We start from the raw sequence: 17,573 nt of genomic DNA on the forward strand, positions 1-17,573 counted from the left end.
TAGTGATTGGCCGTCAAATGACTGTGAATTCTGCCAATACCACACCCGCCGCAGCCCGAGTGGGTCCTGCCGGCGATGCGCTATCGCCCGAGCCACCTCACCGCCGCCGCGTCCGTATCGTCGGGCCGGGTGTTGAACGCGATACGGGTGTGGGGGGCGGCACGGTGGATGGTGTTCAGGACGGTTTCCAGCAGGACCAAGTTGGCCGGCGGGTTACGGATGCCGGCGCCGATCACCACCACGTCATAGGTCCCGCGGGACAAGGCGGCAGTGACTTCCGTCTCGGCCACGGCGGGGGCGGGCTGGACATACAGGTTGTCGCAGATGTAGCCCTGGCCCTCCAGCGACTGCTTGGAAGCGGTCACGCCTGCGCGAACCTTGTCGGCCGTCATGCCCGGGATGATCCCCGGTGCCGTGTAGTCTACGGTGTCGGGGTCCTGGCCGACGATCAGGATGCGATGGGTCATGGCGCAAAACTCCCCTGGATTTGCGACGGGAGGATGCAAGGAAAGCGACCATGACGCAAGCGTCCGCCCGATTAAGCGCGAACCTCCGCAAATCACGTCGTGATGCGGCTTCGTTCTTTTATGGGGTCCCGGGCGCCATTCCCAGCGCCTGCGCGATGCGGGCCAGCTTGTCGGGGTTGCGGGTGATGTAGATGGCGGTGATGCGGCCATCCTCGATCTCGAAGGCCGTGGTCTGCAGCACGGCCCCCCGCTCCACGCTGACGTAGCCCGGCAGGCCGTCGATGCGCAGGGGACGGATGAAGACGGCGGTCTGGAACTCGCCCTTGGTGTGGAGGCTGCCGAACATGCGGACCAGATGTTCCAGCCCGCGGATCGGGTTGCGGAAGGCGTTCACCTTGCCGCCGCCGTCGGCGTGCAGTACCACGTCCTGCGCCAGCAGGCCGCGCAGCGTGTCGACATCTCCCAGGTGGGACGCGGCGTAGAAGGCCTGGGCGATGCGCTCCCCCTCCTCCGGCGCCACGGGATAGCGGGGGCGCGCCTCCTGCACATGGCGGCGGGCGCGCACAGCCAGCTGACGCACGGCGGCGGCATCGCGGCGCAGGGTGCCCGCCACCTCGTCCAGCCCCACGCCGAAGACGTCGTGCAGCAGAAAGGCCGCCCGTTCCAGCGGCGACAGCCGCTCCAGCGCCATCATCAGCGTCAGCGTCAGGTCGTCCTCGCCCGCGTCCTCGTCACTGCCGGCCAGGGGCTCCGGCAACCAGGCGCCGACATAGGTCTCCCGCCGCACCCGGGCCGATTTCAGTGTGTCCAGGCACAAGCGGGTGACGATGCGTGACAGGAAGGCGGCGGGAACGTCCACCGTGGCGTGGTCCGCCTGACACCAGCGCAGGTAGGCGTCCTGCACCACGTCCTCCGCCTCCGCCAGGGAACCCAGCATGCGGTAGGCCAGACGCACGAGCCGGGGGCGGTGCGTCTGGAAGATCGCGGTGGCTTCCCGCCCATCCATCAGGCCGCCGCCCCGGTGGCCTGCACGGCGACCGGCGGGTGACCGGCCTGGAAGCCCACCTGCAGGCAATTCCACAGGTTGATGGCGCCGATGGCCAGGGTGAGCTGCACCTGCTCCGCCTCGGTGAAGTTGGCCTTCACCAGCGCGTAGTCCGCATCCGGCGCGCTGGTGTCGGCCACGCGGGTCAGCGCCTCGGTCCACGCCAGGGCGGCGCGTTCCCGGTTACGTGTACAGGGTGGATTCCCGCCAGGCGTTCAGCAAGTACAGGCGCATCTCCGTCTCCCCCTGCTTGCGGGCCTCGGTGGCATGCATGTGCAGGCAGAAGGCGCAGCCGTTGATCTGTGAAGCCCGCATCTTCACCAGATCCAGCAAGGCGGGTTCCAAGCTGCTGGCCTTGATGGCGGCCTCCACCGAGATCATGGCCTTGATCGTGTCCGGGGCCAGCTTGAAGACATTGTTCAGGCGGGGGGCGTGCGTGCTCATCTTCATCTCCTTCAGGATATGCGTCATCGCATGACCCAAAGACGAGATGGCTTCATGGCCGTGTGACATGGCGGTCGAAAAAATTCGCACCCACACGCCAGATGCTGAGAGAGCAACCTATAGGTTGTGGAATATCTGGGATTCTCGATGAATATCTTCCTGTGGTCAGGGGGCGAATGGGCCGCCTCCCCGCCACAGGAAGAAAGGAAATTGGATGCTCATCCGATCCTTCTTCCTTTATATCCGCTTCCGGTTCCTCGGCGTGACCGTTGAACTGAAACTGGGGAGGTGAAAGGCGCCGGGGGGAGCTAGCACCTCCCTCCGGTTGTCCTCAGAAAATACCGCAGATCATATGATCCCGCAATCAAGCGCCTTTTAGAGTTTCGCCAGCACCTCATGCAGGCTGTCGTCCCACAGCGGGCGCACATCCACTGGGGCGGGGATGACGCCGGCGGCGGCGAAGGTGTCGGCCACGTCCTGTTGCGAGGCGATGGCCGCGTCGCTGACCGGCAGCAGGCGGTAGCCGGCGCTGCGCTCGCGGTATTCCTGAAGGTAGGCGGCCTCCGGAATGCTGGTCAGCTGCGCCCGGATGCGGGCCCAGCGGGTGTAGTCAGCCTCGATCCAGGCCAGCGTCTTGGCATAGCGCTGCAGGTAATCGGCGATGGCCCGCTTCTTCAAGGGATCGGCCAGCGCGTCCTTGGACGCCGCCACCAAGTAGTTGCCGGACAGGCGGTTCAAGCCGGTGGTCAGCACCCGGGCCCCGCCCTCGCGCGCCAGTTGCACCACCACGCCATAGATGACCCAGGCGTCCAGGCTGCCCTGGTTGAAGGCCGCCAGACCATCCTGCGGCGACAGCGCCACCGGCGTGATGTCGGCGAATGTCAGCCCCTGTTCCTTCAGGATCTTCAGCAGCATGTATTGCGAGGTGGTAGCGCGGACATAGCCCACGCGCTTGCCCTTGAGGTCCGCCGTGGCTTGCAGCGGGCTGTCCTTGGGTACCAGCACCACCTGGTTGTTCACGTCGCCCTGCAGCACGGCGACGATGCGCACCAGGGGGTTCGCGGCGGCGATGAAGATGGGCGGGATCTCGCTCATTCCGCCCACGTCCAGGGAGTGGGCGTTGATCGCCTCCGCGATCAAATTGCCGCCCGCGAACTGCGCCGTTTCCAGGGTGTAGGGCGTGTTGGCCACGCCTGCCTGCTCGAAGAAGGAGTCCGGGTTGCCCCGGTAGGTCGCGGCCCGCAGGGTGACGCCGGCCAGCTCCGCGTCCTTCTTGCGGCCGCAGGCGGCCAGGTTCAGGGCGCCCAGGCCCAACGCCCCCACCGCCAGGCCCCGCAGAGCGGACCGGCGCGATATCAGCATCATGGGTTCGGTCTTTCCTTCAGTGGCCCGCGCGTCCTCAATACCCACGCGTCAGGTCGACCACATCTTCCAGCGGTTCACCCCGGCGGAAGCGGATCAGGTTGTGGGTCAGCTTGGCCGCCAGGTTGGCGTGGGTGTCCGGCGTGAAAACGGAGGTGTGGGGGGACAGGCGCACGCTCGGGTGGCGATAGTAGGGGTGGCCGTCCGGCAATGGTTCCGGATGCGTGACATCCAAAGTCGCCAATGACACCCGGCCGTCGGCCAGCGCCGCCAGCAGGGCCTGGTCGTCGATCAGCGCGCCCCGCGCCACGTTGACCAGATGCAAGCCATGCTTGGCGGTGGCCAGCACCCGGGCGTTCACCAGATGGTGCGTCTCCGCCGTCGCCGGGGCCGCCAGCACCACGTGGTCGGCACGGGCAAACAGCTCGTCCACGCCATCCACCCGTTCGACGCCCGGCACCCCCAGGTCGCCGGGCCCGCGACGCATGGCCAACACCTTCATGCCCAGGGCCAGGGCCTTGGGCGCCAAGGCCTGGCCGATGCCGCCGAAGCCGACGAGGCCCAGGGTGGCGCCCTCCACCAGGCCTAGGGGCGTGGGTTGCCAGTCCGCCGCCTGGCGGATCCAGATGTCGGGGAAACGCTTGGCGGCGGCGAAAATGGCGGCCAGGGAGAACTCGGCCAAGGCCGTGGCGGACGACCGCTTGGCCGCCGTCACCACCGGCCCGTCGAACAGCCAGTCGGGATAAAAGTCGATGCCGACGGAGATCAGCTGCACCCAGCGCAGGTTGAAAGGCCAGCCCGGCGGCTGGGCCGGCAGGTCGCCGCCGGCGCGGCGGAAGGGTGCGGCCACGAAGACATCGGCGTCGCGCGGCCACTCGGACGGCACCCCCCGGGGCAGGGTGATCAGCTCGACCGCCCCCTCCCCCGTGGCGGCGCTGACCCGCCGCGCCACCTCGGCATTGATGGGCTCGGCCAGTTGGCTGGCCACGCGGATGGGGCTCATTCGGCCGCCACCGCCGTCGTTGCCGCCCCGTGGCCCGCTTCCCGGGTCGCGACCGCCTGGCGCACCAAGGGAATAAGGTCGCGGCCATACTCGATAGCGTCCACCAGCGGGTCGAAACCCCGGATGAGGAAGGTGCGCACACCCAGGTCATAGTAGTCCAGCAGCGATTCCGTGACCTGCTCCGGCGTGCCCACCAGGCTGGTGGAATTGCCTTGGGCCCCGGTCAGGGCGGCGATCTCCGTCCACAGGCGCTTGTCCCGCACCTTGCCGGCCGCGGCCGCCGCCAGCAGACGCTGCGAGCCCACATTCTGTGGCTCTCCCGCACGCACGGGCCGGAAGGTCGACTGGGTGGCGCGCAGCTGCTTGGCCTGCTCCAGGATGCGGTCGGCCTTGGCCCAGGCCTCCTCCTCCGTCCGCCCCAGGATGGGACGCAGCGACAGGCTGAACTGCACATGGTCCTGCCGGCCATGCAGGGCGGCAGCGGCGCGCACCTTGGCGATGGTCTCACGCACGTCGTCCAGGGGCTCGCCCCACAGGGCGTAGACATCGGCGTGACGGCCAGCCACGGCGATGGCCTCGTCCGACGATCCGCCGAAATAGATGGGCAGCGTGCCGTTGACGGGCTTCACGTACGACTGCGAGCCGCGCGACTTGTAATAGGGGCCGTCATGGTCGAAGGGCGCCGCGCTGGTCCACACCTTGCGCACCACGTCCAGGTAGTCGTCGGTGCGGGCGTAGCGTTCCGTCTTGTTCAGGAAGTCGCCATCGCGCTGCTGTTCCTCATCCGACCCGCCGGTGATGATGTGCACGGCCAAGCGGCCCTGGCTGAAATGATCCAGCGAGGCCAGCTGTCGGGCGGCCAGGGTGGGCGCCACGAAGCCTGGGCGATGGGCCAGCAGGATCTTCAGCCGTTCCGTCTGCTGCACGGCGTAGGCCGCGATCTGGAAGCCGTCGGGCGAGGCGCTGGAGTGCGCGATCAGCGCCCGGTCGAAACCGGCGTACTCATGGGCTCGCGCCACGGTGCCGACATAGTCGCGGTCGATGACGGGGCCGCTGCCGGGCCGTGTCTCGGACCCATCCTGCGACCCGATGAAGCCGATGAACTGCAAGGTGTTGGACATGGCGGAACCCTTTCAGGAGGGGGAGCTTCAGGAGGGGGTGGCGGCGGCGAAGGCGGCACGGCCGGCGCCGACCAGCACCACATCGGCCTGGGGGGTATGGATGCGGCCGCACAGCACGTCGCGGTAATGCCGCTCCAGCGGGTTGTGGCGGGTGGTGCCGGGGTTGCCGGTCAGGCGCACCGCCGTCTCCACCGCCTGGATGGCGTTCTCGGTCACCAGATGCTTGACCAGGCCGGCCTCCACCGCGCTGGTCTCCCCGCGCGTGGCGGCGGCCAGCAGGGCGCGGTTGGACAGCAGCAGGCCGTCAATGGTTCCCACCGCTTCCTGGAAGCGCGGCAGGGTGGACAGGGCGGCGCCCAGGTTGCTGGGCACCCGCTGGCGGGCGAAATCGATCAGCCAGTCGCGCGCCGCTTCCGCCACCGCATCATAAATGCCGGCGGTCAGGACGGCCGCCCATGCGCCGAACAGCGCGTCGCGCGGCCCGGCCACCCCGGGCGCCCGCAGATCCAGCGCATGGTCCAGCGGCGTGGGCACATCCTCCAGGATCACGTCGTGGCTGCCGCTGGCGCGCAGGCCCAGATGGTCCCAGGTTTCGACCACGCGGATGCCGGGGCTGTCGCGGTGCACCAGGAAGCCGCCGACACGCGGCTGCGGCTCATCGGTGCGGGCCCAGACCAGCAGCCAAGTCAGGGCCGGGATGCCGGTGGAATAGAGCTTGTGCCCGCTGATGGACCAGCCGTCCGCCGTGCGCCGCGCCACCGTGGCCGGCAGGCCGCCGCGCGCCGGCGTGCCCAGGTCAGGCTCCACCCGCAGGGCATTGATCAGGGCGCCGTTTTCCACCGCGTCCCGCGCCACCCGGTCGTAGAGCGCGTCGGGCACGGCGCGCTGATCGACGGACGCATGAAACAGGTACTGCATGACCAGCACCAGGGCGGTGGCGGGGTCGCCCTTGGCCACCGCCCGCACCACCTTCAGCGTGGTGGCGAGGTCGGCGCCGGCACCGCCCCAGGCGGGCCCCACCGTCAGGCCCAGCAGGCCCTTGGCATGCAGGCTGCTGAAGTTTTCGAAGGGAAAGCTGCCGGCGCGGTCATGCGCGGCGGCACCGGCGGCGAACTCGGCGGTCAGTTCGGCCAGCACGGCGTCCAGGGCCGGGCCGTCGAGGCGCCCCTCCTCCACCGCTTCCACGCGGCGCAGGGCCGCCGTCATGACAGGCCCCCGCCCAGCGGGGCGCCGTGATGGGCACCGCCATTGAGCACACCGTTGTGGCCGCCGTGACCGTTGACAGCGTGACCATTAACGGCAGCCGCCCGGTTCCAGCCGGGGCGCAAGCCGGCAGCGGGCGGGATGAAGGTCAGGGGCGCCGTGTCGCGCGGCGCCGGATGCTCCACCCCCAGATGGCCCAGCAGGCGGCGGCGCAGGGCCTGGAACTCCGGCCCCGTCTCCCGCGGGCGGGCAAGGGTCACCCTCTCCTCCACCGCCAGCCGGCCATCGGCTAGCACGAGGATGCGGTCGGCCAAGGCGATCGCCTCGTCCACATCATGGGTGACCAGCAGCACGGCCGGACGGTGCGCCCGCCACAACGACAGCACCAGCTGATGCATGCGCAAACGGGTCAGGGCGTCCAGGGCGGCGAAGGGTTCGTCCAACAGCAGCAGTTGCGGCTCACGCACCAGGGCGCGGGCCAGGGCGGCACGCTGCGCCTCCCCCCCGACAGGGTGGCGGGCCAGGCGTCGACGCGATGGCCCAGGCCCACCTCCTCCAGCGCCGCCGTGGCCTGCAGACGGGTGCGACCGCCCTTCAGGCCCAGGGTGACGTTGCGCCACACCTTTTTCCACGGCAGCAGGCGCGGCTCCTGGAACACGACGGCGCGGGCACCGGGGGTGGACACCTGCTCCGCCGGCGCGGCGTCCAGGCCGGCCAGCGTGCGCAGCAGGGTGGTCTTGCCCGAGCCGCTGCGGCCCAGCAGGGCCACGAACTCACCCGGCGCGATGTCCAGGTCCAGATCGCGCAGCACGGTGACGTCGCCGAAGCGGCGGCTGAAGCCACGCACGCGAACCGCGGCGTCGCTGGACACGGTGGAACTGTCGGCGGTCAAGGGGGCAGCTGTGAGAGGGGCGGTGTTGGAAGCCATGGTTCAGCGCTCCAGGAAGGTGGGGCGCCAGGCCAGCAGGCGGCGCTCCAGAAGGCGGACGAGGAAGTCGGTGCCCAGGCCCAGCACGGCATAGACGCCCAGGCAGACGACGATGATGTCGGTGCGCATGAAGTCGCGGGCGTTGTTGATGAGGTAGCCCAGGCCGGCCGAGGCGTTGATCTGCTCCGCCACCACCAGGCTCAGCCAGGCATGGCCCAGAGCGTAGCGCAGGCCGACCAGGAAGGACGGGGCGGCCCCCGGCAGCACCACGTTGGTGATCAGCTCCAGCCGCGACAGGCCGAAGCTGCGCCCCGCCTCCACCAGCTTGGCCTCGATGGCGCGGATGCCGGAGAACAGGGTGAGGTAGGTGGGGAAGGCGGCGCCCAGGGCGATCAGCGCCACCTTGGGCACCTCGCCAATGCCGAACCACACGATGAACAGGGGCACCAGCGCCAGGAAGGGCAAGGTGCGCAGCATCTGCATCAGGGGATCGACCAGCGTCTCCCCCCGGCGGAACAGGCCCGCCAGGACGGCCAGCACCGTGCCGACACCGACCCCGATGCCCAGGCCCGTAGCCACGCGGACCAGCGACACCAGCAGGTTGGACACCAGCTCGCCCGAGGCCAGCAGGGTCCAGAAGGTGGCCAGCACGGCGCTGGGGGCGGCCAGCACGCGGGAGGGCACCAGGCCGACCCGCGACCCCAGTTCCCACGCCAGGACCAGGGCCAGGGGCACGGTCCAGCGGGAATTGCCCAGGCGGGTCAGAACCCACCGGATCAGCGGGGCGCCAACGGGCCGGGGGGCGGGCCGGGAGACGGCGGACAATGCCGCGTCCTGCGGAGCGTCGAGGGTCAGGGACAAGGCCGCACCTCATTCTACATGTGAAATATGGTGATCTCTGATCGGTAAACTCCATTAAATGTCGTGGATTTTAATCCGGCAATGGACTTCTCATGCTGTGAATGTTTGAAAATTCTCAAGCATGGAGATTTCGTTGCATGGCGGTGGACGGCTTGGCCATCGCCCCGCTGGCGGTGCTACAAGAACGGCAGGCAGAGGGAAGGGAGGCCGCCATGGCCAGCCAGCAGTTCGATTTCGACAGCGCCAAGGGGTACCGGTTGTCCGGCCGGATCGAGGCGGCGGAGGGTACGCCGCGCGGCTGGGCCATCTTCGCCCACTGCTTCACCTGCGGAAAGGACAGCCTGGCCACCACGCGGCTGGCCCGCGCCCTGGCCATGACCGGCATCGGCGTGCTGCGCTTCGACTTCGCCGGGCTGGGCAAAAGCGGCGGTGGCTTCGCCGACGGCGGCTTCGCGGCCGATGTCGACGACCTGCTCGCCGCGTATGGGGCCATGACCCAGGCGGGCATGCCGCCTAGCCTGCTGGTGGGCCACAGCTTCGGTGGGGCCGCGGCCCTGGCCGCCGCCGGCGACATGCCCACGGTCAAGGCCGTCGTGACCATCGCCGCCCCGTCCGATGTGGCCCACGTGCTGCAGACCTTCGGGCCGGAGGCGCTGAACCGCATCGAGGCGGAGGGCGAGGCCGAGGTCGACCTGGCCGGCCGCCCCTTCGTGATCCGCCAGAGCTTCGTCGATGATGCCCGCGAACAGGATTTGGCGACACGCATCGCCCGCTTGCGCCGTCCGCTGCTGATCCTGCACGCCCCGGGCGACATGACGGTGGGCATCGACAACGCCACCCGCATCTTTGTGGCCGCGAAGCATCCCAAGAGCTTCGTCTCGCTGGACGACGCCGACCATCTGCTGACCCGCCCGGCGGACGCCGACTACGCGGCCGCCGTCATCGCCGCCTGGGCCAGCCGCTACCTGCCGCAGCAGGGGGAGACGCCGGACCCGCATGGCGAGGCGGAAGGCGTGCTGGCGACGGAAACGGGCCGCGGCCGCTATCAACTGGCCATGCGCAGCGGTTCGCACCAGTTCCTGGCAGATGAGCCGGTGGACGTGGGCGGCCTGAACAGCGGCCTGGCCCCCTACGACTTCGTGTCGGCGGGCCTGGCCGCCTGCACCACCATGACCATGCGCATGTATGCGGAGCGCAAGGGCCTGCCCCTGGTGCGCGCCCAGACACGGGTGGTGCACACCAAGCGACCAGACCAGACGCCCGCCGACCTGTTCACCCGCACCATCACCCTGGAAGGCCCCCTGGACGCGGAGCAGCGCGCCAAGCTGCTGTCCATCGCCAACCGCTGCCCCGTGGACATCACCCTGACGCGCGCGTCGGAGGTGGAGACGCTGTTGGTGGAGGAGCAGCCGGACGACCAGCCCTCCTGATGCGGGCGGACCCTACAGCACCCGCTCGAAGGCCGGCCGCACGTCCAGGCCGTCGCCACCCAGCCCCACCTTGGCGAACTGGTCCACGATGCTCTGCTGGTCGGCGATGATGCCATCGTCCAGAGGTACGGGGTGGAAGTTGGTGCGGCGGATCATGAGCGACGCCACCTCCGCCGGCACGCCCGTCTGCTGGGCGAAGACCGCGGCGTAAGCGTCGGGCTTGGCGGCGGAATACTCCCGCGCCCGGTCGATGCGGGCCACGAAGTCCCGCACCAGGGCGCGGCGGGCGGACAGCGCCGCCGGTGTGGACAGCAGATAGGACAGGCCGGGCATGCGCCCTTGCGCGTTCACCAGCACCTTCAGCCCGTCGTGCAATTCCCCCAGGGCGGTATAGGGGTCCCAGGTGGCCCAGGCGTCGATGCTGCCGGCCAGCAGGGCGGCCTTGGCGTCGTTGGGCGCCAGGAAAGCGATGGTCACCCTGTCCACCGGCACGCCCGCCTCCGCCAGCGCGCGCAGCACCAGGAAATGGCCGATGGACCCCTTGCTGGTGGCGACCGCGCGGCCGGCGAGGTCGGCCACCGCCTGGACCGGGCCGTCCGGCTTCACCAGCACAGCCGTGCCCTCACCGCTGGAGCGATAGGCGGAAACCGCCTTGATCTGCGCCTTGCCCGCCAGGCCGAAGCCGAAGGGCGCGTCGCCCACCGCGCCCACGTCGATGGCCTGGGCGTTCAGGGCCTCGATCACCGGGGCGGCGTTGGGGAATTGCGCCCATTCCACCTGATAGTCCAGAGCAGGCTTGTCATCGGGATAGGCGCTGAGCAGGGCCTGCAGCCCGCCGCGCTGGTCCCCCACCTTCAGGACGCCCGGCGCCTTCTTGTCATCGCAGCCGGTCAGCAGCGCCGGGGCGGCGATGACCGCGCCCAAACCCGCGCCCGCCCGCAGGAAACCCCGCCGCGACCAATCCCAACCTGACGCCATCGTGCACCCGAAAGTCCATCATTGTTCCGAGGAAACAGGCTAGCGGATCGGGGCGTTGCCGACTGTTTGATTAGTCTCAAGCGTCCCTTGAGCGCCCCTGCGCCCGCCGCCGCTCAAGGGACGCTTTAAAATCCCCAATTTGACACCCCGCCCCGCGTGGATGGACGCTGAAGGCCAATCAACGCGATGGAGAATGAGAATGGCGGACGGGTCCTATCTGGGCATCCAGTCCCTGAAGGGGCGGGTGGATGAGGCGGAATGGCAGACACGGGTTGAACTGGCGGCGCTGTACCGCCTGGTGGCGCTGTTCGGCTGGACCGACCTGATCTACACCCACATCTCCGCCCGCGTGCCGGGGCCGGAGGAGCATTTCCTGATCAACCCCTACGGCCTGTATTTCGATGAGATCACGGCCAGTAGCCTGGTCAAGGTGGATCTGGACGGCAACATCCTGCAGGCGCCGGTCTGGGGCGACACGGAATACGGCATCAATCCGGCCGGCTTCACCATCCATTCCGCCATCCACGGCGCGCGGCATGACGCCAAGTTCGTCATCCACCTGCACACCGCCGACGGCATCGCCGTGTCGGCCCACAAGGAGGGGCTGTTGCCCCTGAACCAGCATTCCCTGACCGTCCTCCCGCGCTTGGCCTATCACGACTATGAAGGCATCGCCCTGCATCTGGATGAGCGGGAGCGGCTGGTGGCCGACCTGGGTGACAAAAGCCTGATGCTGCTGCGCAACCATGGCACCCTGGCCCTGGGCCCCACCGCCGCCCACGCCTTCCTGGGCATCCACGCCCTGGAACGCTCCGCCACCTTGCAGGTGCGCACCCTTAGCGCCGGCCGCGACGGCATCCTGCTGGCGCCGGAGCACGCCCAGGCCGAGGTGCGCCAGCAGGTGGCCAACCACCGCCCCGACCACGCCAAGCTGCCCTGGGCCGGCCTGCTTCGCCGCCTGGCCCGGGAGTCGCCGGGGTATGACGCGTAAGTTTTGAGAGAGGTTGCGGGATGTGCCGGACTGTTGTCCGGCCATCCGCGCTTCGCTATCGTCACTCGTGCGAAATTCGCTGCCTTCCCATCGGGTGGCCACGAGATGGTTAAAGAGACCGATCCGCTGCAACCATCAGAGCCGCCCCAGGAGCGCTCTATCGAAACCGCCGCCGCGTTTCTGCATGCGCGGGCTGCGGGCGCCTCAGGTGAAGGTTTTGCCGCCTTCCTGGCCCGTATACCCGACGCTCCGCCACAGTCCGGTGACGAATTGCCGGACTAACGGCGGGTCAGACAAGGGCCGCGTCACGTCACGCCGCGTTGGCCCGCGGCTCATCCTCTTCGCCATCATCGTCCCCGGCGCCTTGGGCGCTGATCGCCTGGTGCACCAGACTGATCAGGCTGGTGATGGACTCGGACGGGTTGGGGCGGTGGGCCAGGACGACGCTGACGGGGGCCAGGGGCGGCAACACCCCCAGCGGCAGGGGCGGCAGCGGGTCGAAGGCCATGGCGCGGCAGGTCAGCCCCAAGCCGGCGCGCACGGCGGCGCGCAGGCTGGACAGGTTGGGCGTTTCCACCACGATGCGGTGGGGCCGGCCGATGCGGTCCAGGGCCGCCAGCGCCGCCTCACGGAAACGGCAGGGCGTTTCCAGCACCACCAGGGGCAGCACGTCGGCGCTCAACAGTTCCGGATTGCCCATCCAGCGCACCGGCACCGTCAGCACCCCATTGGGGTCGCCCGCCGGACCGAAGCCCGCCACCACGTCCAGCCGGTCGGCCGTCATCTGCTCCAGCAGTTCGGCGGTGCCGGCGATGCGGGCATGCAACTGCGCCTGGGGATGGATCTGGGCGTAGCTGGCCAGCACTCCGGTCAGCAGCGTGTCGGTCATGTCCTGTACCATGCCCACCCGCACCGGGCCGGCGAAGGCGCCGGCGGTGACGGCGCTGACCGCCTGCTCATTCATCTCCAGGATCTTGCGGGCGAAGCCCAGCAAGGTCACCCCGGCCGGCGCCAACGTCAGGCGCCGCCCCTCACGCAGGAACAACTGCGTCTGCAGCAGATCCTCCAGCCGCTTGATCTGCAGGCTGAGGGCCGACTGGGTCAGGAAAATGCGCTCCGTCGCCTTTTGCAGGGTGCCGGCGTCAACGATGGCGACGAAGGTGCGCAACAGCTCGGTGGGCAGATTGGGGGGCATGGGGCACGGTCCTCACTGTCCATGGGTTCTCATTGACCCCAATTACACACGCCGACACGCAAGACAGCAACCTGAGTCCGCAGCATGGCGATGTACAATATATCGCATAGCTCCATATTTCACACTTATTTATCGCATTATAAGAATCCAGCCTTTCCAAGGCTTCCTCCCGGGCGGCCCGTCGCAATGATGCGCGGCCTGACTACCAATTTAGTGCCCTCATCAAATCCTCAAGGATAAGTCGATTTACGGGCCAGGGCGGCGGCCTGTCTAAAAACCCCATCGCTTTATTCAACATCGGGGAAGCCCGGCAGGCGTGCCAAGCCGGGCCCAAGGGGGTTTTATATGCATGCCGCCGCTATTCTGAGCCGTCACAAGATCCTGCTGCTGGCCACCGCGCTGGCCCTGCCCGCCGTTGCCGCCACGGCGCACGCGGCGGAGCCGGCCGCCCCGGCGACCGCGGCCACCGGGGCCCCGGCCAGCGATAGTGTGGATTTGGACGCGGTGCAGGAAACGGTGGTGACGGGCCTGCGCGGCGGCAGCCGGGCGGCCATCGACAGCCCCTCCCCCATCGATGTCGTCGGCTCGGCGGCGTTGGCGGAGACGGGCAAGGTCGGCCTGAAGGAACTGCTGAACCAGCTGGTGCCCTCCTTCAACCTGCCCGGCGTCAACGGCGGCGGCACCAGCTGGACCGTGCGCTCCACCACCATGCGCGGCCTGAACGGCGACCAGGCGCTGGTGCTGGTCAATGGCAAGCGCCGGCACAACACGGCCCTGATCAACAACCTGGCGCGCATCGCCAACGGCGGCGTGCCGGTGGATCTGGACCTCATCCCCGTGGGCGCCATCGACCATATCGAGGTGCTGCGCGACGGCGCCGCCGCCCAGTATGGCTCTGACGCCATCGCCGGCGTCATCAACGTCATCCTGAAGAACGCGCCGCAGGGCGGCAGCGTGGAAAGCAGCCTGGGCCAGAACTATGGCGGTGACGGCTTCACCAAGCACGTCGCCGCCAATTACGGGCTGGACCTGCCCCGGCAGGGCTTCCTGAACCTCTCCGCCGACTACAAGGACAACCAGTCGGCCAGCCGCGCCGCGCCCACCAGCGTGGCCAACCTGTACAACCCCCTGGCCAATGGTGCCCGCGACCCGCGCGAGGCCACGGCCGATCGCACCTTCTACGGCAACAGCTACGGCCCGGGGCAGGAGACGATCTACAGCGGGTCGTACAACGCGGAACTGCCGGTAGGGGATGATGTCACTCTCTATTCCTTCAGCACCGCGTCCAAGCGCCGCTCGCGCAAGAACACCGGCAGCTTCCTACCCAACAACATCAACTCATTGCCCGAGGTTTATCCCAACGGTTTCAACGCCCTGCGCCGCATTTGGGAGACGGATTTCCAGACCACGGTGGGTGGGCGGGGCGAGATCGCGTCCTGGTCCTGGGACCTCAGCACCACCTATGGCCGCGACGACGCCAAACTGGATGGCGAGAACACGCTGAACGCCACTTTGGGGCCCACCAGCCCCACCTATTTCCACCTGGCCGACCAGATCTTCGACCAGGTGACCACCGACCTGGACGTCAGCCGGGCCCTGAATCTGGGCCTGCCCGCCCCCGTGACCGTAGCCTGGGGCCTGGAACATCGGTATGAGCGTTACGAGATCGATCCCGGCGATCCGGCCAGCTACATCATCGGCAGCTACGTCATTCCCAGCGGCTACTACGCCGGACAGCATCCGCAGCCGGGCCTGGCGTCCTACACCGGCACCTCGCCCGCCGACAGCGGCGCCATCGCCCGTAACAACGGTGCGGCCTACATCGACCTGGCCACCAACCTGACGCCCGCCTGGTCGCTGGACGCCGCCGGCCGGGTGGAGCACTACACCGGCGCCGTGGGGGACACCGCCAGCGGCAAGCTCGCCACGCGCTATGAACTGGCGCCGGGCTACGCCTTGCGCGGCACGGTCAGCAACGGCTTCCGCGCGCCCTCGCTGGCACAGACCATCTACGCCTCCTCCACCTTCACCGGCACGGTGGACGCCGCCGGCAATTACATCACCCTGCCCATCAAGGTGCTGCCGGCGACCTCCGGCGAGGCCAAGGCCCTGGGCGCCACGCCGCTGACGCCCGAGACGTCCACCAACTACAGCGTCGGCGTGACCGCGGAACCGGTGCATAACCTGCAGCTGACGCTGGACGCCTACCGCATCGACATCAAGGATCGCATCGTCGAGACCGGGTTGCTGACCGGCAACGCCGTCTCCGCCATCCTGCAGCGGGCCGGCTTCGCCCCCGGCCTGTCGGCGCAGTACTACACCAACGCCGTCGATACCCGGACGGAGGGTGTGGACGCCGTGGCCAACTACCTGGTCGATCTGGGCGACGCCGGCGACGTACGGCTGGGTGCCGCCTACAGCTGGACGCGCACCTATATCACCCACATCAAGCCGACACCGACCCAGCTGTCCAGCCTGGGCTATGCCCTGTTCGACCGGCAGCGCCAGGCGGACCTGACCGACGGCACGCCGCGCGGCAAGGCCATCCTGTCCGCCAACTGGCACTGGGACCGCCTGCATGTCGACACGCGCCTCACCCGCTACGGCAGCTATACCGAGGCCGGCACGGTGGCCGCCAACGACCGCACCTTCAGCGCCAAGTGGATCACCGACCTGGACGTGGGCGTGGACCTGACCGACCGCATCAGCGTCAGCCTGGGCGCCAACAACCTGTTCGACGTCTATCCCGACGCCATCGGCATCGTCGACGCCAAGACCGGCCTGAACAAGTACGGCCTGTTCTCCCCCTTCGGCATCACCGGCGGCTATTACTACAGCCGCGTGTCGGTGAAGTTCTGAGCCATCCTTCAGCGCCGCCAAACGAACGCTGCACAATTTCCAAAATTTCCGATGCGGCCGGCGGCGCTAGACTTTTCCCCTGACAGCCTTCCCCGAACCGTTCAACCGCCGGCCAGTCCCCTGGCCGCCGACTGGAGACCCGCACCATGACCCGTTCCCTGCACCTGGGCGCCATCCTGGCCGGCGTCGGCACCAGCCACGACGATTGGCGCGACCCCGACCTGCCCGGCGACGCCAGCATCGACATCAACTGGTACATCGACACCGCCCGCAAGGCGGAGGCCGCCAAGTTCGACCTGGTCTTCATCGTCGACAGCCCCTACATCACGCCCGACAGCGCCCCGCATTTCCTGAACCGGCTGGAGCCGCTGACCCTGCTGTCGGCCCTGGCCGTCTCCACCAGCCACATCGGCCTGGTGGGCACGCTGACCACCTCGTACTGGGAGCCGTACAACGTCGCCCGCCAGTTCGGCTCGCTGGACACCATCAGCCGAGGCCGCGCCGGCTGGAACGTGGTGACCACGGGGTTGGAGGGGGCGGCCCGAAACTATGGCCGCGACGACCATTTCGACCATGCGGAGCGCTACCAGCGCGCCCGGGAATTCGTGTCCGTCGTCCAGGGCCTGTGGGACAGCTATGAGGATGACGCCTTCCCCCGCGACAAGGCGGCGGGGGTGTTCCTGGACAAGACCAAGCAGCACGCCCTGAACCACAAGGGCCGCTTCTTCTCCGTCGCCGGCCCCCTGGCCCTGACCCGCAGCCCCCAGGGTCAGCCGGTCATCTTCCAGGCGGGCGACAGCGACGCCGGCCGCGACCTGGGCGCCACCATCGCCGACGCCACCTTCGCCAGCGCCGACGGGTTCGAGGCGGCCCAGGCCTACTACGCCGACCTGAAGGCGCGCGCCGTCGCCAAGGGCCGCGACCCCGACCACCTCATCGTCCTGCCCGGCCTGGTCGTCACCCTCGCCGACACCCAGGAAGAGGCGGACCGCCTGGCCGCCGCGCACGAGGCGGAGCTTGATTTGGACAAGCTGCTGGTCCAGCTGGGACGGCCCTTCAACTACCACGACTTCCGGCAGTACGACCTGGACGCCCCCTTCCCCGACCTCAGCCATGTCAGCCTGAACGGCTACAAGGGCCATGCGGAGCGGATCATCAGGACCGCGCGGGAGGAAGGCCTGACCCTGCGCGAGGCGGCGTGGCGCTTTGGCCGCTGGCGCTCCGGCTTCGTCGGCACGCCGGAGGCGGTGGCCGATGAGATCGAGCGCTGGTTCACGGGCCGGGCCGCCGACGGCTTCAATATCCATGTCAGCAAGCCCGGCGCCTTCACCCAATTCGTCGAAAAGGTCGTGCCCATCCTGCAGCGGCGCGGCCTGTTCCGCACCGACTACACGGCCGACACCCTGCGCGGTCATCTGGGCCTGCCCATTCCCGCGAACCGCCATAGCGTACGCCGGGCCCAGGCGGCCGAGTGACGCTCCGTTTCCCATCGCACCCACCGGGTGGCTGTCCGAAACGGGCCGCCCGGCGGGATAGTCCCCGTCAAAGGTGGTGAATAGCGGTGCCCTTTCCCGTGTCGTTGGTGGTAGCGTGGCGCCGGCGGGCAATACCCCGTCCCCGACGTTGACCACCGGCGGGTGAGACACCACTAACTTCAAAGTAGACCGGCCCCGGCCACCAGCGGCT

At 68.7% G+C, this 17,573-nt stretch carries 17 protein-coding genes and 1 pseudogene; 5 read left to right on the forward strand and 13 right to left on the reverse strand.

The window, feature by feature from the left end; genetic code table 11:
* Positions 1 to 80: 80 nt before the first annotated feature.
* The 11 genes and pseudogenes from UAA55_RS09485 to UAA55_RS09530 all read right to left on the reverse strand — a co-directional run bounded on the left by UAA55_RS09485 (position 81) and on the right by UAA55_RS09530 (position 8,434).
* On the reverse strand, positions 81 to 467 hold the full coding sequence (locus UAA55_RS09485) for a hypothetical protein (RefSeq protein ID WP_322952450.1): 387 nt from the start codon (positions 465 to 467) through the stop codon (positions 81 to 83).
* Between the two features lie 118 nt (positions 468 to 585).
* Positions 586 to 1,473 carry a sigma-70 family RNA polymerase sigma factor gene (locus UAA55_RS09490; protein ID WP_322952451.1) on the reverse strand — a complete coding sequence of 296 codons (888 nt, stop codon included), beginning with the start codon at positions 1,471 to 1,473 and terminating at the stop codon, positions 586 to 588.
* Positions 1,473 to 1,652: a carboxymuconolactone decarboxylase family protein gene (locus tag UAA55_RS09495; RefSeq protein WP_322952452.1), complete on the reverse strand. Its 180-nt coding sequence runs from the start codon at positions 1,650 to 1,652 to the stop codon at positions 1,473 to 1,475. The genes UAA55_RS09490 and UAA55_RS09495 overlap by 1 nt, the downstream gene beginning before the upstream one ends.
* Positions 1,653 to 1,695: 43 nt before the next feature.
* Complete coding sequence (locus tag UAA55_RS09500) at positions 1,696 to 1,956, reverse strand: carboxymuconolactone decarboxylase family protein (protein WP_322952453.1); 261 nt, start codon at positions 1,954 to 1,956, stop codon at positions 1,696 to 1,698.
* A 375-nt stretch (positions 1,957 to 2,331) separates the two neighbouring features.
* Positions 2,332 to 3,321: an ABC transporter substrate-binding protein gene (locus UAA55_RS09505; RefSeq protein WP_322952454.1), complete on the reverse strand. Its 990-nt coding sequence runs from the start codon at positions 3,319 to 3,321 to the stop codon at positions 2,332 to 2,334.
* A gap of 34 nt (positions 3,322 to 3,355) precedes the next feature.
* Positions 3,356 to 4,321 (reverse strand): D-isomer specific 2-hydroxyacid dehydrogenase family protein, encoded by a 966-nt coding sequence (locus UAA55_RS09510; RefSeq protein WP_322952455.1) that lies wholly within the window; start codon positions 4,319 to 4,321, stop codon positions 3,356 to 3,358.
* Complete coding sequence (locus UAA55_RS09515; RefSeq protein ID WP_322952456.1) at positions 4,318 to 5,442, reverse strand: LLM class flavin-dependent oxidoreductase; 1,125 nt, start codon at positions 5,440 to 5,442, stop codon at positions 4,318 to 4,320. The genes UAA55_RS09510 and UAA55_RS09515 overlap by 4 nt, the downstream gene beginning before the upstream one ends.
* Before the next feature lie 27 nt (positions 5,443 to 5,469).
* Complete coding sequence (locus UAA55_RS09520; RefSeq protein WP_322952457.1) at positions 5,470 to 6,648, reverse strand: acyl-CoA dehydrogenase family protein; 1,179 nt, start codon at positions 6,646 to 6,648, stop codon at positions 5,470 to 5,472.
* A complete protein-coding gene (locus tag UAA55_RS31275) occupies positions 6,645 to 7,112 on the reverse strand; it encodes a hypothetical protein (RefSeq protein WP_416235210.1) in 468 nt (155 codons plus the stop codon). The genes UAA55_RS09520 and UAA55_RS31275 overlap by 4 nt, the downstream gene beginning before the upstream one ends.
* Positions 7,113 to 7,130: 18 nt before the next feature.
* Positions 7,131 to 7,573: pseudogene (locus UAA55_RS31280) on the reverse strand (ATP-binding cassette domain-containing protein); the annotation flags it as partial.
* A 3-nt stretch (positions 7,574 to 7,576) separates the two neighbouring features.
* Positions 7,577 to 8,434: an ABC transporter permease gene (locus UAA55_RS09530; RefSeq protein WP_322952458.1), complete on the reverse strand. Its 858-nt coding sequence runs from the start codon at positions 8,432 to 8,434 to the stop codon at positions 7,577 to 7,579.
* Between the two features lie 137 nt (positions 8,435 to 8,571).
* Here UAA55_RS09530 and UAA55_RS09535 point away from each other — a divergent pair, with 137 nt between their 5' ends.
* Entirely contained in the window at positions 8,572 to 9,864 is a 1,293-nt protein-coding gene (locus UAA55_RS09535) for a bifunctional alpha/beta hydrolase/OsmC family protein (RefSeq protein WP_322952459.1), read from the forward strand.
* Positions 9,865 to 9,876: 12 nt separating this feature from the next.
* Here UAA55_RS09535 and UAA55_RS09540 read toward each other — a convergent pair whose 3' ends face one another.
* Positions 9,877 to 10,842, reverse strand: coding sequence for an ABC transporter substrate-binding protein (locus UAA55_RS09540; RefSeq protein WP_322952460.1), 966 nt, complete (start codon positions 10,840 to 10,842; stop codon positions 9,877 to 9,879).
* 199 nt (positions 10,843 to 11,041) lie between these two features.
* On the opposite strand from UAA55_RS09540, the gene UAA55_RS09545 reads away from it, so the two are divergent.
* Entirely contained in the window at positions 11,042 to 11,833 is a 792-nt protein-coding gene (locus tag UAA55_RS09545) for a class II aldolase/adducin family protein (RefSeq protein WP_322952461.1), read from the forward strand.
* A gap of 33 nt (positions 11,834 to 11,866) precedes the next feature.
* Positions 11,867 to 12,115, forward strand: coding sequence for a hypothetical protein (locus tag UAA55_RS09550; protein ID WP_322952462.1), 249 nt, complete (start codon positions 11,867 to 11,869; stop codon positions 12,113 to 12,115).
* Positions 12,116 to 12,143: 28 nt separating this feature from the next.
* On the opposite strand, the gene UAA55_RS09555 is transcribed toward UAA55_RS09550, so the two are convergent.
* On the reverse strand, positions 12,144 to 13,028 hold the full coding sequence (locus tag UAA55_RS09555) for a LysR substrate-binding domain-containing protein (protein ID WP_322952463.1): 885 nt from the start codon (positions 13,026 to 13,028) through the stop codon (positions 12,144 to 12,146).
* 345 nt (positions 13,029 to 13,373) lie between these two features.
* Here UAA55_RS09555 and UAA55_RS09560 point away from each other — a divergent pair, with 345 nt between their 5' ends.
* On the forward strand, positions 13,374 to 15,887 hold the full coding sequence (locus tag UAA55_RS09560) for a TonB-dependent receptor plug domain-containing protein (protein ID WP_322952464.1): 2,514 nt from the start codon (positions 13,374 to 13,376) through the stop codon (positions 15,885 to 15,887).
* 146 nt (positions 15,888 to 16,033) lie between these two features.
* Complete coding sequence (locus tag UAA55_RS09565) at positions 16,034 to 17,362, forward strand: LLM class flavin-dependent oxidoreductase (protein WP_322952465.1); 1,329 nt, start codon at positions 16,034 to 16,036, stop codon at positions 17,360 to 17,362.
* Positions 17,363 to 17,573: the final 211 nt, after the last annotated feature.

This window comes from Nitrospirillum guanabarense, assembly GCF_034653355.1.
In the GTDB taxonomy this organism is placed as follows: domain Bacteria; phylum Pseudomonadota; class Alphaproteobacteria; order Azospirillales; family Azospirillaceae; genus Nitrospirillum.